Source organism: Segatella copri (genome assembly GCF_019249655.2).
Lineage (GTDB): Bacteria > Bacteroidota > Bacteroidia > Bacteroidales > Bacteroidaceae > Prevotella.
This window is the reverse complement of sequence record NZ_CP137557.1, coordinates 2,157,519-2,173,381: the sequence shown is the minus strand read 5'-3', so window position 1 is coordinate 2,173,381 and position 15,863 is coordinate 2,157,519. Positions and strand designations below refer to the sequence as shown.

Genomic DNA, 15,863 nt, shown 5'->3' with positions numbered 1-15,863 from the left:
GCGAGGGGGAATCAGTCTGTAATGATTATTTCTTTATTATGATAAATTCCACCTTTTGAAGCCCCTTTTTATGGACGTTGGCAAGAATAAGCGCATATCTGACCTCCTCGCCGGAGTTCATGGAGCGGATACGTGTAAACTCGTCTTCAGGAACAACATTCTTGAACATCGGGCCGGATGACTCGTTACGCACCAGACGAATTTTGTCGGTAAAGGGTGAAATGACATACGAGTAAGTTGCTTGATAAGGCACACTATGGAATTTCACCCAGTTCGGGTCTTTATGATCAAGGATATTTACCAGCCATATACGCGCCTTATCGTAAGATGGTAGCGGCGAAACATTGTCATATTCAACTTTACTATCTATTTTACCTTCATCATCAACTACAATAGCGCTACCTACGCCATACTTTTCGAAAGGACACAAGTCATAGTATTCTATGTCTGCTTCCGTTTTTATCTCTTTGTCAATCGGAATTTCAGGGCCAGCTACAAGCCTGTCTTGAAGAACACGGATAAGTTCATATCTGCGGTCGGAAGCATCCGCAGGTGGATTGGCGAGGATTGTGCGCTTTACCGAGAGATAATATTCGTGCCCGCGTTCATAGGTAAAGCCTTTTATCTGTTTAAATCCAAGGTCTTGCCATTCTTCGGAATCACCTTCCGTCTTGACGAGCAAGCACTCTATGGGGTTTTTCTTCATATCATCGCCCCACGCATACGTCACGCCTGTTTCTGCCGACACCAGCATCCTGATTTCTTTGACTGAATCTTTAGGCTCATCATCATCGCTACAAGCAGCCAGTCCTGCCACGGCGAGGAATGTCATGAGCAGCATTCTGAAAAAATTTATATTCATCATTTTTTTTAATTTTAATTGTTCTCTACATACATAATAAACACCGAAAATGCAAAAATATTGCATTGCAAACACATTTTTAATTCCGAGGACTCTGTATCTTAGCCAAAAGCTCCTCTGACACCCATACCCTGTCAGCTCATGGGGAATTACATTTAAAGAAAACGTGATCCAACTATGTCACGTCTTGATTGTAGGTTGAAGGATAAGGTTCAGAGCCTTACAGACGTCTTCTGAATCCATCCACTTAGCCAGACTTCTGTCTTTAAATTTCTCCAATAGGCAGTCCAATTTTTTACTTCTACCTTTAAGATAGCAGAGTTTCCGTCTGAGTCGGTTACGGTTATAGTAGCATTTCCCTCAGAAACGCCACTTACGTATATCTCCTTCTCTGACTCATTTGAAGAACACGAAACCTTGGCAACACTATCATCAGAAGAAGTTGCTGATACTTTACCCTTAGCTCCATTAACATTCACCTTGCTGCCACTATCGGTATAGGTTTGTAAGAGTGTTAATAACAATCTGCTTACCAGTAATTATATCACCGAGTACTTCGTCTTCAGTGAGTTGGATTCCAGAATCATCATCGCTACAACTTGCCAAACAGAGCAAAGCTGCTAATGCCATAAGAATCATTCTAATTTTCATACGCTTCTTGATATTAAAGGGTTATAACTATTCAATAAACGCAAAAGAAATCAAAAACTTGCATGAGATTTCAAGATTATTTTATTCCTTGTGTTATTTCATCAATACAGGCTTATTATCGTAGCCGTTCATCTTGTTTGTCACTATTGGCGTTCCAAATAACCTCTGGTTCATGTACAGTTTGCAATGGTACTTAAACAATAGAGTCAGAAGCCACTTTCTCATAGTTATTTGGTGAGTGATTGGTTTGCTCTACAAAGGTTTTCTTCTTGGAGAGACAGGCATGACGAAGCTTACTTTGTTCTACACTCTTGAATGGTGGCTGTAGGCATTTCGTAACAGTGTCAAAGACGTTATCCAAGATTCTAAGACAATTGGTTGCAAGCCAAAGTAATGCGATATGCGCTTGCGTATCTTGTCTGCTTTCAGATTATGTAAACCATGTTCACATTGCCCATTGTCTGCAACTCATTGACTGTGATACATGAAGTGGTGCGATTAAAATTATCGAAAAAAGCAACTGTGGAATAATATTTTTTAAGATAATAGTTTGCTCTAATCCAAATTAAATCTGTATCTTTGCAACCAGATAAGCGTTCTGTAACACAAGAAACGGAAGAGGCTGAGAAACAATGCATTGCATTTGTTTCCAGAATCTTACAAAAAAGGCTAAAAAGAAGCGGTACAACTTCATCGCTAACAGGCTGAGAATAAGCACATTGCATTTGTCGCCCACTTTCTCTGCACTTGTAAAAAGGGTAGTTGTACCGTTTAAAAGATAAAAGCTTAACTATCAGCAACATCCACATGTTGCATCGGAAAATAACAGAAAATGGTAATAGGGAACGCAGTGCGTTCCCTATCTGTTTATCACGTGTTGCGTCTGTTTTGAATCCATGCCTTAACAGAAAGCACGAAGTTGTTGCTTCCTGCTGCATTTCTAATTGTATCGAATTCGGTACAATTAAAAAACGGATTATATAACTTTTCCCATTCACCGAGGTATTCTATTGTACTTTTGAGGCTCATCCATCTGAAAATAATATGCTCTTGCATTTGGCTATGTGCCATATCGGTCAAAGAGATATAATCCTCATTTTGAACATTAACAACAGATATTTCTGTATTTTCAACTTTTATCTTTGCCATATTCCTTAGTTTTTAGATAACCCAAATCAGTGGTTGCATATTGATAACCATCATGACTTGTATTCGATTAATATCTTTTATCGCCATTTTATAGCGTTTAGCAAAGGTAATAGAAAATTTTGAGAAACAGACTTACTATGCTGAAATTTATTATTTAGCATATCATTTCATCATAAATCCAAGAGAAAGCTATACTATCAGCAACATCTATATGTTGCATCGGAGAAAATAACCTATTTGCTACATATAATAACAGAAAAGTTTTTCATTTTTAATACCACTATTACCACGCATCTTCTAATCATCTGATTATTAAGAAGATGTGCGTGGTAATAAGCGGGTTTTTATTACCACACTATTACCACGCCATTACCACACCAGCTAGGTTCATGATGCTTCCTGCATCATGCAACAGACGTTCTGATCCCTGCAACCATCAGGAAAAGTCATTCCAACCATCAGGCAAACTTACCCGAAGCTTTGCCCAACTTTGCCCAAGGTTTTGGGTACTTGTGCCCAAAGTAATCGGTTAAAAGTGCTCATGTTCTCAGGTATCCGTGCTCATGTTCACGGGCATAAATCCTCATGTACATGGGCATAAACTCAGGACGTCACTTGCTACCCTTTACTATGCGTAAGGGCAGGAATTGGCAACGGAAAAGAAGCGACCGCTCACCTCAGAAATCATGAGTGAGCGGTCGTTTCCGGTCATGAAGGTCAAGGTCATTAAGGATTTCGGGGTATTTCGAAAGTCCCTCAATGCCTAACACAAAGCTTGCTTAATTATTTCATGCCACTGAGAATAAGAGAAATAACAAGATGGGTGATGTACATTTATCATTACACATTTCTTGCCAGAATCAAGAGTGTACTCATATCTTCTAGTAATTATATTTTTAAATTGCAATGGCTCTAGTTCTACACCTTTATACGCAGGGGTATTATCGTATGTTGGCTTTCCCCATACGAAAATAACATCCGGCTCATAACTATTTATAACAGATATAAAAGGCTCTTGAGCTCGGACATAAGCATCATGAGGAACTTGGGTAGTTGGAGTGGGAACGGCCAACTGAAGATAGTTGTAAAACATGATATTGTTCCAAAAGTCTGTTTCTTCAACTTCAGGTTCTGGTTGAAATCCGAAGAAAGCTTTGACAAAGTTGAGGTAAGTCTGAAGCCATTTTTCATATCCTGGAGATGGTATTGTTCCGTTTTTTCTCCAAACAATATAATCTTCCACCACCTTCTGGGTAGAAAAATCATCACACTTTTCAACACCACAATTATCACATCCATCACAAACGTGAACATGGCCTAAAACCATTATACGTTTCCCATTTATGCCCTCGGAGTAATGGCAGCCAACTCAAGGTTCAAAATATACATTGCTCATAAGCTACTATTTTAATTAATATTAATTTCCAATACAATAAAAGTGATTTAGGATTATTCAGATGTTTACAACTATCCATTTACCACTTTTTCTACCGCCTTCACGTTTCAAGATTCCCTTGGCTTAAAGACATCGAAGCTCAACAAATATGCATCCATTTTGCAACTTCTATTTTTTAAGGTACAAAGATAGGTAAAATATGTTAGAAACACGAATGATTATGAAGAAAAATGCAAATTACTCTGCATTTTACTAAGATTATATCTACCATACCTTACGCCTTTTTGTTTTAAGAGGTCATGAAGTGTCAAATTCATTATCGGTCATTTTTCAATACCTAAATCCGGTCATTAAGGTCACGGTCATTAAGGATTTCGGTTTTTCAAAAATCCCTCAACATCCCTCTATCTTATAAAATAAGGTTAAATCAAGTTCGCCCTGCAAACAAAATCCATCCATATAATCACTTTTCTGAATATTTTTTGTATTTTTGCAGATATATTACGCTAATATGGGAGTTGAGCATGGCTTATCCTCCTAGATTACAGGCGCATCATTATCAAATGATTTGAGCATGAAGAAGATATTATTCCTACACGGATTCTTCGCTACGGGCAGCTGTCCGATGGCGAGAGCCTTGAAAGAGGCGTTTGAGGGGACGGCGGTGGTGCTGACTCCCGACCTCCCTTTGCACCCCAAGGAAGCACTGAAGGAGATTCGCTCCATCATCGACCGGGAGCAGCCCGACTTGCTTCTGGGCAACAGCTGCGGCTCTTTCCTCGCCCAGATGCTGGCTCCTGTGGTGGGCATTCCTGCCCTGCTCGGCAATCCGTATTTCATGATGATGGAGTTTTCTGCAAACTTTTAATCGTTTCACAGAGATAGACAGATAATTATATAATAAGGTGTTGCAAAAATATTAGCGACGAGAAAATACGCAGAAAAATGGCAAAGAAATTTGAAATAAGAAATAGTACCGCTGAATTTCTTATCTTCGTGGCTGAGGGTAAGGAGCAAGGCATTCAAGTGCTATATAAGAAAGAAACAATATGGGCAACACAGAAGGCAATGGCAACGCTTTTTGACTGCTCTGCTGACAACATAGGATTGCATCTGAAGAACATATACGATGCTAAGGAATTGGACAAGAATGCAACTACCGAGAAAATCTCGGTAGTTCAACAGGAAGGAACGAGAGAGGTACGACGCAACACTTTGTTCTACAATCTTGATGCTATCATTTCAGTAGGCTATCGCGTCAACTCCCGCCGAGCCACTCTGTTCCGCCAATGGTGCACTTATGTTCTCCGACAGTATGCTATCCGTGGCTATGTGATTGACAAGAAGCGTATGGAAAATGGCTCATTCATCGGCGTGGACTATTTCGAACAACTCTTGGAGGAGATTCGAGAGATTCGTCTATCGGAACGCAATTTCTATCAGAAACTGACCGACATCTACGCCACAGCCATCGACTACAACCGTGATGCTCCAACAACACGCGAGTTCTTCAAGAAGGTACAGAACAAAATGCATTATGCTGTTCATGGACATACTGCCGCAGAACTGATAGTGGATCGTGCTGATGCAGAAAAAGAGCACATGGGGCTCACTACATGGGCCAAGGCTCCTAATGGGAAAATCATAAAGTCCGACGTAAGTATAGCCAAGAACTATCTGAAGGAAAATGAGTTGCAAGCCCTTGGACGATTGGTGAATGCCTATCTTGATATGGCAAAGGATATGGCAGAGCGCCATATTCCTATGACTATGGAGGATTGGGCTAAACGCATCGACAAATTCCTCGATGCAACCGACAGAGAAATTCTGCAAGACGCAGGACACATTACTGCCGAGTATGCAAAGGAATATGCCGAAAGCGAGTTTGAGAAATATAGAGTGATACAGGACCGTCTGTTTCGCTCTGATTTCGACAAGTTTGACGGCGAAGATCCGCAATTACCTTTGGATATTGAATAATGAGTTGCCTCGCCTACTATCTCCTTGCCATCAATGCTGTTGCATTCATCATGTATGGCATTGACAAATACAAGGCGAAGAAAGCCAAGTGGCGCATTCCAGAAACCACGCTTTTGTTACTGGCTGTACTTGGAGGAAGCATCGGGGCATGGATGGGGATGAAAGTCTGGCACCATAAGACGATGCACAAGAAATTCAAATACGCCATTCCTGCTATTCTGCTGATACAGATTGCGCTGATGGCGTATTTACACATGAATAGATAACAATATAAAGAACGAAGTATATGAAAAGTTTTGCACCAAAGCCGTGGTTTGCACCACAGCCTGTGCTGATTATCGGCACATATAATAAGGATGGAGTTGCCAACGCAATGAACGCTGCCTGGGCAGGACAGTGGGACATGAAGGAGATTATGATCTCAATGGGAAATCACGTCACCACAGACAACCTGAAGCTTGGTGGCGAGTTTACCGTTGCCTTCGCTACCAAGAAAACCATGGTGGCTTCCGATTTCGTGGGCATTGTTTCTGCCAAGAACGACCCGAAGAAGATGGAAAAGACGGGATGGAACATCGAGAAGGCGACTATGGTCAACGCTCCTGTGTTCACCGATTTCCCAATGACCCTGGAGTGCCGCATCAAGGAGAAGTACGACGAAAGCGAAACCGGTTATTATCTCGTTGCCGAAATCGTCAATATTCTTGTGGATGAAAAGTATCTGGCAGAAGACGGAAATCCAGACATGGAGAAGATGGAACTGATTGTCTTCGACCCTATTCATCACGGCTATATCCAGCTGGGCGAGAAAGTCGGAAACGCTTTCTCCGACGGCAAGGCTTTGAAATAATCAACGTAATTTTAACGACTCAGAAACAATGAATCCAATAGCAATACGCCTGCTTTCGCAGCAGCTCATCTGCCCTCAATTTGATACTCCCCAAAAGGTGGTGTCTCATTTTGGGGCCATGCAAGCCCAGGATTACCGGATGGTAAGATGGGCTGTGATGATGCGTACTCGCAAACCTTCTTCCTTCGCATTCAAGAATGCATACGATGAGGGTGAGATAATCCGTCTTCACCTGCTGCGTGGCACTTGGCAACTGGTTTCAAATGAAGACTATTGGTGGATGCTGGACCTGATTTCACCTAAGGCAACTTCTGTTGTAAAAGGATGGATGAAGAGTAATAAAATCAGCATTGATGATTCTGAGCTCAATCTGATTCACGAGATATTTGTTCAAAAAACCGATGAGATGCAGTCTGTAACAAGCAAAGACCTGAACGAGGCTTTGCTCGAAAAGGGCATCATCATGGACAAACATCGCCTATCCTACCACATTCGCTTTAACGAATTGAACGGTACTTTCTGCAGCGGCAATCTTCTTCCTACAAAGGCGACATACAGTCTCACGGAAAAGAAGGTTCCAAGAACAGCCAGGCTGGAACGTGATGAAATGCTGATGCTTCTGGCAAAAAAATATTTTCAGAGCCATTCGCCAGCCACATTCGAAGATTATGTCTGGTGGTCAGGACTGAGCACTTCTGATTGCCAACGAAGCATTGAGTTGCTTGGTTCAGAACTGAGGATTGAAAAATGGAAAGACTATCAGTTCTACCTACATGAATCATGTCGAACACGTGGATTCAGAAGTGGAAAGACGCATCTCATTGCTCCCTTTGATGAATATCTGATTGGTTATAAAAGCCGGGAATTAGTAATCCATCCACATCAAATGCCGTCTGCATACACTAATAATGGCATTTTCTTTCCTGTTATCGCCCATGATGGCAGAATTTGCGGCAACTGGAATCCTTGGGAGAAAAATCTCAACATCAGTTACTTTGATTCGATAGAAAAGGATTTGTCATTTGAGAAGCAATGGAATACATTTAATGAAACGATAAAGAAAAAATAAATGACTATTGATACAACAAACCTCTGTTCACATCTTCAGAAGAAGTTGTTTGAACCTGAGGGAGTATATTATCCTATCTGGCAAGCCATGCAGAATGATGAGGAGTTAACAGCCGTAGTTCGCTCACGACAGCTTCATATTTATCGTAATGGAAAAAAGATTCTCATTCTCGCTGGCAAGGCTCAGCCTAAGATTATCAGAGAGGATAAACTGAATGAATTGATAAAAATATAAAGAACGAAGCGTATGAATTTTCCAGAAATATATTCAGCAACAGGCATGATGGAGCTGATTCAGAAGATCGGCTTCCTCCCTCTTCTTGATAGCGGCATTGAAGGATTCTCTGCCGAAGACATCGTGGCGGAAGATTGCCGATATGTAACATTTCCTGAAGGCGGTTGGGACTGGCCGCTATGGAAATGGAAGGGTGAGATTGTGCAGGAAATGCCGTGTATGTACGGAAAGTTCTTCAATAAGAAAGCAGGATTCATCAGCCAGGAATGGTGGCCGGACTTCTGCAACTACAGAAGAAGCAAGTACCCTCGCCCAGATGAAGATTCGATAGAAGGAGCCATTCTCAGCACGCTTCAATCTACCGGTAGTCTCATCACAAGAGAACTTCTGGCAGCATGCGGTTTCACCGGCAAGGGAATGAGAAGCAAGTTTGACGGTTATCTCACCCGACTGGAAATGGCGACTTACATTGTGACCGAGGATTTCATCTACCCTCGTGACAAGCACAATCATGAATATGGCTGGGGTTGGTCGCTGCTCAACACTCCCGAAGATCTCTATGGCAGGGAGGCTTGCCAATGCAACCGTACTCCCCAGGAATCTTATCAAAGAATTTTCGAGCATCTGAAAGAAATCCTGCCTGATGCTTCAGATAAACAGATTATTAAATTAATAGGATAAAAATGACTTCACTTCAAGAAAGACTGTTCGCCATGCAGGATAAGCAGTATGCTGCTTTCCAAGCTAAACTGACACCGGGAGTGCCTGTGGAGAGTTTCATAGGCATTCGTGTGCCTGTGCTTCGCAAGTTCGCAAAAGAGTTTACAAAGGAGGCAGAATGTGAGGATTTCCTTCATCAGCTTCCTCACAAATACTACGATGAGAATATGCTTCATGGTCTCCTCATTTCCGAGGTGAAGGACTACGAGGAATGCATTCGTCTTACTGAGAAATTCCTGCCTTTCGTGGATAACTGGGCAGTTTGCGACATCATGTCTCCGAAGGTGTTTACCAAACACAAAAAGGAGCTGTTGGCGAAGATCAAAACTTGGAGTAAATCGTCACACGTTTATACTTGTCGCTTTGGAATAGAGACACTTATGTCTCATTACCTGGATAAAGACTTCAAGGCTGAACATCTTGAAATTCCAGCATCAATAAGGAGCGAAGAGTATTACGTAAAAATGATGGCAGCCTGGTTCTTCGCCACCGCCCTTGCCAAGCAATGGGACCAGGCGATTCCCTACATCGAGCAACACCGCCTTGCTCCCTGGACGCACAACAAGACCATCCAGAAGGCCATCGAGAGTTACAGAATCACGCCCGAGCAGAAGGAATATCTGCGGACATTGAAGATAAAATAATTATGACACAAGATACTTCTACTTATTACGTTTGGATAGGTGGCTCATGTGATTATGGCCATAAAGAGCGAGCTGGTGGTGCTGCCGTTGTGACTGAGCATAACGGCAACATCATCAGCCGTGATGTAATCAGCGATCTCCACACCACGGAGTTCCGAATGATGCTAACCCTCATGGTGAAGGTAATGCAGGAAATACCGGAAGGTTCCGACATTCTCTTCCTGACCAACGCTGCCTATATTCAGAACTTTGACAAGACTCCAACGGCTAAATCAGCCAATCCAGACTTGATCATTCAATGCATCGAGGAAAAGAAAAGGCACAAGTCAGTCGGGGTCAAGATTGTGCAATACCACAAAAGCCCATTGCTGATAGAAACCCACGATAGGGCTACGGAAGCAATGGCTAAGACAAGGAAGGAGTTTCACCAGAAAAATAAATAAATGTTTAGGGCCGTTTTCCAGTCATTAAGGTCATTAAGGATTTCCGGTTATTCAAGATATCCCCCAAGTTGTCCCTCAATGCTCCTCTATCATATAAAATAAGGTTAAATAAAGTACGCCCTGCAAACAAAATTCATCCATATAATCACATTTCTGAATATTTTTTGTATTTTTGCAGATATATTGCGCTGATATGGAGTTGAGCATGGCTTATCCTCCCAGATTATAGGCGCATCATTATCAAATGATTAGAGCATGAAGAAGATATTATTCCTACACGGATTCTTCGCTACGACGGCAGAACTTTTAATCGTTTCACGAAAATAGACAAATAATTATGGAGACATTCAATAACGTAATAAACAGTGGCCAGCTTGTTCTGGTCGATTTCTTTGCCACCTGGTGCCAACCTTGCAAGGCGATGCACCCCATTCTGGAGCAGGTGAAGAGTGTGTTGGGCGACCGCATCCGAATCATCAAGGTGGATGTGGACAAGTACGGCGAAACAGCAAGCCAATACCGCATCCAATCCGTGCCTACGCTGATGCTTTTCCGCAACGGAGAAGTATTGTGGCGCACAAGCGGTGTGGTAGATAAAGCCGAACTGCTGGCTACGCTTGATCCTTTCTTGAAATAATCTGATGAAAACAGAAAGAATTTTACTTCGATATTGGCAGGAATCAGATGCAGAGGCGCTCTTCAAGTACGCCTCCGACCCTGACGTAGGACCACGTGCTGGATGGCCGACACATAAGTCTGTTGAGGAAAGTCGGAAGATAATCCAGACATTCTTCCATAATGACACGACATGGGCGATTGTGTTGAAAGAAACTGGCGAGGCAATCGGCTGCATCGGCTACTACACCCATGAAACCAGCAACATCCCTATCGGAGAAAACGACTGCGAGGTGGGCTACTGGGTAGGAAAACCTTATTGGAACAAGGGAATCTGCACCGAAGCCTTGAAGCTGATGCTTGACTACTGCATCAACGAGAAGCATTTTGAAAACATTTGGGCAGACCATTTCACAGGCAATCCTGCATCAGGAAGAGTCATGGAGAAATGCGGTTTCGTCGATACAGGTATGTTGAATAAATGTAGCCAGCTCGTAGGTGGCGACAAAGATATGGTTAAAGTATTTAAGTACAAAGGATTAAAAAATGAGAAAGAAATCAAGAGCAATGGATAGTGAGTGGGCTTTGGAAGTAATGCACAAGGCTCCGTATATAACTGTCAGTTTTATTGACAAAGACGGCAAGCCTTATGGTTTACCTCTTTCACTCGCATCAGATGATGATGTGAATTGGTATTTTCATGGTGCCTTGGAAGGCAAAAAACTGGAGGTGATCAAGACTCATCCCGAGGTTTGCCTTTCAGCCGTAACCCGTTGTGCGCCTACGGTTGGTCCGAAGGACGGCAGTTTCACCCTGCAATACAAATCAGCCATTGCATTCGGCAAGGCAGAAATTGTGACCGAGGATGCAGAGAAGATTCATGGTCTCCGACTAATCAGTAAATGTTTCCTTCCTCAACACATGGATGCTTTCGACGAGAGCATCGCCCGTTCCCTTTCACGCACGGCTGTAATTCGCATCACACTTACTGAGCCACCAACCGGCAAGCGCAAGCAGTATGATAAAGAAGGTGTGGAAATGAAATATGGAAGAATGGAATAAAAAGGCAATTGCTCCTTTGATGTTGCATTATAAAACAAAGAATTTATGACTTCACTTCAAGAAAGACTGTTCGCCATGCAGGATAACTACCACACTTAGCAATATTTGTGGTACTTTTGTACGGAAATCAAGCGAATAATTATGAAACAAGATACTTCTACATATTACGTTTGGATAGGTGGTTCATGTGATTATGGCCATAAAGAGCGAGCTGGTGGTGCTGCCGTTGTGATCGAGCATAACGGCAATATCATCAGTCGTGATGTAATCAGCGATCTACACACCACAGAGTTCCGCATGATGCTAACCCTCATGATCAAGGTAATGCAGGAAATACCGGAAGGTTCCGACATTCTCTTCCTGACCAACGCTGCCTATATTCAGAACTTTGACAAGACTCCAACGGCTAAATCTGCCAATCCAGACTTGATCATTCAATGCATCGAGGAAAAGAAAAGGCACAACTCTGTCGGGGTCAAGATTGTGCAATATCACAAAAGCCCACTGCTGATAGAAACCCACGATAGGGCTACGGAAGCAACCTCTAGATTAAGAATAAGGTTAAATCATGTTAGCTCTGCAAACAAAATTCATTCATAAAATCACATTTCTGAATATTTTTTGTATTTTTGCAGATATATTGCGCTAATATGGGAGTTGAGCATGGCTTATCCTCCCAGATTATAGGCGCATCATTATCAAATGATTAGAGCATGAAACAGATAGAAACACTCGTCTTTGATTATGGAGGTGTCATCGTGAACATTGATGATGCCTCTGTTGTAAAAGCCATGGAGAGCCTGGGCGTTACGGCGTTCAAGCGACTAATCCATGTCCGCAAAATCAAGAGACTGATGCACCAATATATCAATGGTCTGGTGGCAGAAGCAGAAACATTGAAAGAGATGCTGAGCCTTTGCCGCAAAGGAGCCTCAACTGAGGATATTGAGAAAGTCCTGGAAGAGTTGTGTGGCAATCTGCCTGTGGAAAGACTGGAGGCATTGGTCAAGCTTCGGAAGCGATACAAGGTCTATCTGCTCAGCAACATCAATGACACGCTTTGGCAGAAATCGGTCAGTCTGATGAAGCAGTTGGGATATTCCACGGACGAGCTGTTTGATGAAGTTTTCCTCTCATACGCCATGCGGAAAGAGAAGCCATCTATCGAAATCTATGAAGAGATGACGCAGCAGACAGGATTGAATCCTGCCACCACCCTCTATTTCGATGACCGTGCCGAGAATGCCGAAGCAGGCAAGCGTTTTGGTTTCCAGAGTGTACTGGTAAAGACCAATCATCTGGAAGAGCATCAGGAATGGCAAGAAATTAACAAGAACATAGAATAGCTTATGACTATTGATACAACAAATCTCTGTTCACATCTTCAGAAGAAGTTGTTTGAACCTGAGGGAGTATATTATCCTATCTGGCAAGCCATGCAGAATGATGAGGAGCTGACAGCCGTGGTTCGCTCACGACAGCTTCATATTTATCGTAATGGTAAAAAGATTCTCATTCTCGCTGGCAAGGCTCAGCCTAAGATTATCAGAGAGGATAAACTGAACGAATTGATAATAACATAAAAAAGGCGATGATTATGAAAACAGAATCAGAGAAGTGTTTGGCAGGTATGCTTTATAACTGCCATTCGCCCGAATTTATAGAACGTAAATCCTTGGCTACAGAATGGATGCAGCGTTACAACTCTCTGCCATACACTGACCGAAGCAAGCGATATGAAATGCTAAAAGAGTTGTTTGGTAGTATTGGAAATAATGTAAGCGTAGGGGATGGTATTATTATTGGATTTGGTGACAATATATTTATTGGCAACAATGTAAGCATCAATTATCGTTGTATGCTGATAGACTGCAATAAGATAACCATAGGCGATAACGTGCTTATAGCTCCAGGAGTACAGATAAATACTGCTTCTCATCCAGTTGACCTGAATGAGCGTCTCACCAAGGATTGGAATCCTGATTCGGGAGAATACCGTTGGCGCACATATGCCTTGCCAATTACCATAGGAAATGGTTGTTGGATTGGTGCTAATGCAACTATTCTTGGAGGTGTAACGATTGGTGATGGAGCTGTTGTAGCCGCAGGAGCCGTAGTAACCCAAAATGTTGATGCAAATACTCTAGTTGGAGGTGTACCATGCAAGGTTATTCGTAGCTTAATATAGCTAGTACAAAGGATAAAAATAGATGAACATGAATTTTCCAGAAATATACTCAGCAACAGGCATGATGGAGCTGATTCAGCAGATCGGGTTCCTCCCTCTCCTTGATAGTGGCATTGAAGGATTCTCTGCCGAAGACATCGTGGCGGAAGATTGCCGATATGTAACATTTCCTGAAGGCGGTTGGGACTGGCCGCTATGGAAATGGAAGGGCGAGATTGTGCAGGAAATGCCGTGTATGTACGGAAAGTTCTTCAACAAGAAAGCAGGATTCATCAGTCAGGAATGGTGGCCGGACTTCTGCAACTACAGAAGAAACAAATACCCTCGCCCAGATGATGACTCAATAGAAGGAGCCGTTCTCAGTACACTTCAATCATCGGGTAGTCTCATCACAAGGGAACTTCGAGCTGCCTGCGGTTTCACGGGCAAGGGAATGAGAAGCAAGTTTGATGGTTATCTCACCCGACTGGAAATGGCGACTTACATCGTGACCGAGGATTTCGTCTACCCTCGTGACAAGCACAATCATGAATATGGCTGGGGATGGTCGCTGCTCAATACTCCCGAAGATCTCTATGGCAGGGAGGCTTGCCAATGCAACCGCACTCCTCAGGAATCTTATCAGAGTATTTTCGAACATCTGAAAGAAATCCTGCCAGATGCTTCGGATAAACAGATTATTAAATTAATTGGATAAAAATGACTTCACTTCAAGAAAGACTGTTCGCCATGCAGGATAAGCAGTATGCTGCTTTCCAGGCAAAACTGACACCGGGAGTGCCTATGGAGAGTTTCATAGGCATTCGTGTGCCTGTGCTCCGAAAGTTCGCAAAAGAATTTACAAAGGAGGCAGAATGCAAAGATTTCCTTCATCAGCTTCCTCACGAATACTACGATGAGAACATGCTTCACGGTCTCCTCATTTCTGAGGTAAAGGACTACGAGGAATGCATTCGTCTTACAGACAGATTCCTGCCTTTCGTGGACAACTGGGCTGTTTGCGACATTATGTCTCCGAAGGTGTTTGCCAAACACAAGAAGGAGCTATTGGCGAAGATCAAGACTTGGAGTAAATCGTCACACGTTTATACTTGTCGATTTGGAATAGAGACACTTATGTCTCATTACCTGGATAAAGACTTCAAGGCAGAATATCTTGAAATTCCTGCATCTGTAAGGAGCGAAGAGTATTACGTAAAGATGATGGTAGCCTGGTTCTTCGCCACCGCCCTTGCCAAGCAATGGGACGCAACGATTCCCTACATCGAGCAAAGCCGCCTTGCCCCCTGGACGCACAACAAGACCATCCAGAAGGCTATCGAGAGCTACAGAATCACGCCCGAGCAGAAGGAATATCTGCGGACATTGAAGATAAAATAATTATGATACAAGATACTTCTACATATTACGTTTGGATAGGTGGTTCATGTGATTATGGCCATAAAGAGCGAGCTGGTGGTGCTGCCGTAGTAATTGAGCATAACGGCAACATCATCAGCCGTGATGTAATCAGCGACCTACACACCACAGAGTTCCGAATGATGCTAACTCTCATGGTGAAAGTAATGCAGGAAATACCGGAAGGTTCCGACATTCTCTTCCTGACCAACGCTGCCTATATTCAGAACTTTGACAAGACTCCAACGGCTAAATCAGCCAATCCAGACTTGATCATTCAATGCATCGAGGAAAAGAAAAGGCACAACTCAGTCGGGGTCAAGATTGTGCAATACCACAAAAGCTCATTGCTGATAGAAACCCACGATAGGGCTACGGAAGCAATGGCTAAGACAAGGAAGGAGTTTCATCTGAAAAATAAATAAATGTTTAGGGGGCGTTTTCCGGTCATTAAGGTCACGGTCATTAAGGTCATTAAGGATTTCTGTTTTCAAAATATCCTCAGGCACTCAAGACATCCCTCAGCATCCCTCTATCTTATAAAATAAGGTTAAATCAAGTTAGCCCTGCAAACAAAATCCATCCACATAATCACTTTTCTG

The 15,863-nt window shown here is 42.7% G+C and carries 23 protein-coding genes and 1 pseudogene; 19 read left to right on the top strand and 5 right to left on the bottom strand.

What is annotated here, in order from left to right:
* Nucleotides 1–25: 25 nt before the first annotated feature.
* The 5 genes from KUA49_RS08615 to KUA49_RS08600 all read right to left on the bottom strand — a co-directional run bounded on the left by KUA49_RS08615 (nucleotide 26) and on the right by KUA49_RS08600 (nucleotide 3,989).
* Complete coding sequence (locus KUA49_RS08615) at nucleotides 26–865, bottom strand: DUF4377 domain-containing protein (RefSeq protein WP_256624898.1); 840 nt, start codon at nucleotides 863–865, stop codon at nucleotides 26–28.
* A 209-nt stretch (nucleotides 866–1,074) separates the two neighbouring features.
* Nucleotides 1,075–1,341: an Ig-like domain-containing protein gene (locus KUA49_RS17640; protein ID WP_367400367.1), complete on the bottom strand. Its 267-nt coding sequence runs from the start codon at nucleotides 1,339–1,341 to the stop codon at nucleotides 1,075–1,077.
* Between the two features lie 475 nt (nucleotides 1,342–1,816).
* The gene (locus KUA49_RS08610) at nucleotides 1,817–1,915 is read right to left on the bottom strand and encodes an Abi family protein (protein ID WP_302349039.1); all 99 of its coding nucleotides are present in this window, start codon (nucleotides 1,913–1,915) and stop codon (nucleotides 1,817–1,819) included.
* Between the two features lie 468 nt (nucleotides 1,916–2,383).
* A complete protein-coding gene (locus KUA49_RS08605; protein ID WP_238405715.1) occupies nucleotides 2,384–2,662 on the bottom strand; it encodes a KilA-N domain-containing protein in 279 nt (92 codons plus the stop codon).
* Nucleotides 2,663–3,425: 763 nt separating this feature from the next.
* Entirely contained in the window at nucleotides 3,426–3,989 is a 564-nt protein-coding gene (locus tag KUA49_RS08600; RefSeq protein WP_203049391.1) for a hypothetical protein, read from the bottom strand.
* Nucleotides 3,990–4,632: 643 nt separating this feature from the next.
* Here KUA49_RS08600 and KUA49_RS08595 point away from each other — a divergent pair.
* The 19 genes and pseudogenes from KUA49_RS08595 to KUA49_RS08505 form a co-directional block, all read left to right on the top strand.
* Nucleotides 4,633–4,911, top strand: a pseudogene (locus tag KUA49_RS08595) (YqiA/YcfP family alpha/beta fold hydrolase); the annotation flags it as partial.
* A 92-nt stretch (nucleotides 4,912–5,003) separates the two neighbouring features.
* A complete protein-coding gene (locus tag KUA49_RS08590) occupies nucleotides 5,004–6,038 on the top strand; it encodes a virulence RhuM family protein (RefSeq protein ID WP_218413249.1) in 1,035 nt (344 codons plus the stop codon).
* On the top strand, nucleotides 6,038–6,304 hold the full coding sequence (locus KUA49_RS08585; RefSeq protein ID WP_218413250.1) for a DUF1294 domain-containing protein: 267 nt from the start codon (nucleotides 6,038–6,040) through the stop codon (nucleotides 6,302–6,304). Before KUA49_RS08590 ends, KUA49_RS08585 begins: the two co-directional genes overlap by 1 nt.
* Nucleotides 6,305–6,324: 20 nt before the next feature.
* Nucleotides 6,325–6,888 (top strand): flavin reductase family protein, encoded by a 564-nt coding sequence (locus KUA49_RS08580; protein ID WP_153114279.1) that lies wholly within the window; start codon nucleotides 6,325–6,327, stop codon nucleotides 6,886–6,888.
* Between the two features lie 28 nt (nucleotides 6,889–6,916).
* Entirely contained in the window at nucleotides 6,917–7,957 is a 1,041-nt protein-coding gene (locus KUA49_RS08575; protein ID WP_218413251.1) for a winged helix DNA-binding domain-containing protein, read from the top strand.
* Nucleotides 7,958–8,191: a hypothetical protein gene (locus KUA49_RS08570; RefSeq protein WP_118141478.1), complete on the top strand. Its 234-nt coding sequence runs from the start codon at nucleotides 7,958–7,960 to the stop codon at nucleotides 8,189–8,191.
* A gap of 12 nt (nucleotides 8,192–8,203) precedes the next feature.
* Entirely contained in the window at nucleotides 8,204–8,872 is a 669-nt protein-coding gene (locus KUA49_RS08565) for a hypothetical protein (RefSeq protein ID WP_218413252.1), read from the top strand.
* A 2-nt stretch (nucleotides 8,873–8,874) separates the two neighbouring features.
* Nucleotides 8,875–9,555, top strand: coding sequence for a DNA alkylation repair protein (locus KUA49_RS08560; protein ID WP_203049397.1), 681 nt, complete (start codon nucleotides 8,875–8,877; stop codon nucleotides 9,553–9,555).
* Nucleotides 9,556–9,557: 2 nt separating this feature from the next.
* Nucleotides 9,558–9,998, top strand: coding sequence for a ribonuclease H (locus tag KUA49_RS08555; protein WP_218413253.1), 441 nt, complete (start codon nucleotides 9,558–9,560; stop codon nucleotides 9,996–9,998).
* Between the two features lie 337 nt (nucleotides 9,999–10,335).
* The gene (gene trxA, locus KUA49_RS08550) at nucleotides 10,336–10,635 is read left to right on the top strand and encodes a thioredoxin (protein ID WP_203049399.1); all 300 of its coding nucleotides are present in this window, start codon (nucleotides 10,336–10,338) and stop codon (nucleotides 10,633–10,635) included.
* Between the two features lie 4 nt (nucleotides 10,636–10,639).
* Nucleotides 10,640–11,188 carry a GNAT family N-acetyltransferase gene (locus tag KUA49_RS08545; protein ID WP_218413254.1) on the top strand — a complete coding sequence of 183 codons (549 nt, stop codon included), beginning with the start codon at nucleotides 10,640–10,642 and terminating at the stop codon, nucleotides 11,186–11,188.
* Nucleotides 11,160–11,675: a pyridoxamine 5'-phosphate oxidase family protein gene (locus tag KUA49_RS08540; RefSeq protein ID WP_203040704.1), complete on the top strand. Its 516-nt coding sequence runs from the start codon at nucleotides 11,160–11,162 to the stop codon at nucleotides 11,673–11,675. Before KUA49_RS08545 ends, KUA49_RS08540 begins: the two co-directional genes overlap by 29 nt.
* A gap of 141 nt (nucleotides 11,676–11,816) precedes the next feature.
* Nucleotides 11,817–12,275, top strand: a complete 459-nt coding sequence (locus KUA49_RS08535) for a ribonuclease H (RefSeq protein ID WP_203040703.1) — start codon at nucleotides 11,817–11,819, stop codon at nucleotides 12,273–12,275.
* Nucleotides 12,276–12,388: 113 nt separating this feature from the next.
* Complete coding sequence (locus KUA49_RS08530; protein WP_218413255.1) at nucleotides 12,389–13,021, top strand: HAD-IA family hydrolase; 633 nt, start codon at nucleotides 12,389–12,391, stop codon at nucleotides 13,019–13,021.
* Between the two features lie 3 nt (nucleotides 13,022–13,024).
* Entirely contained in the window at nucleotides 13,025–13,258 is a 234-nt protein-coding gene (locus KUA49_RS08525; protein WP_117664166.1) for a hypothetical protein, read from the top strand.
* Nucleotides 13,259–13,272: 14 nt separating this feature from the next.
* On the top strand, nucleotides 13,273–13,863 hold the full coding sequence (locus KUA49_RS08520) for a sugar O-acetyltransferase (RefSeq protein ID WP_117664183.1): 591 nt from the start codon (nucleotides 13,273–13,275) through the stop codon (nucleotides 13,861–13,863).
* A gap of 28 nt (nucleotides 13,864–13,891) precedes the next feature.
* Nucleotides 13,892–14,560: a hypothetical protein gene (locus KUA49_RS08515; protein ID WP_218413256.1), complete on the top strand. Its 669-nt coding sequence runs from the start codon at nucleotides 13,892–13,894 to the stop codon at nucleotides 14,558–14,560.
* Between the two features lie 2 nt (nucleotides 14,561–14,562).
* The gene (locus tag KUA49_RS08510; RefSeq protein WP_218413257.1) at nucleotides 14,563–15,243 is read left to right on the top strand and encodes a DNA alkylation repair protein; all 681 of its coding nucleotides are present in this window, start codon (nucleotides 14,563–14,565) and stop codon (nucleotides 15,241–15,243) included.
* A gap of 2 nt (nucleotides 15,244–15,245) precedes the next feature.
* Nucleotides 15,246–15,686 carry a ribonuclease H gene (locus KUA49_RS08505; RefSeq protein WP_218413258.1) on the top strand — a complete coding sequence of 147 codons (441 nt, stop codon included), beginning with the start codon at nucleotides 15,246–15,248 and terminating at the stop codon, nucleotides 15,684–15,686.
* The last annotated feature ends 177 nt before the right edge of the window (nucleotides 15,687–15,863 follow it).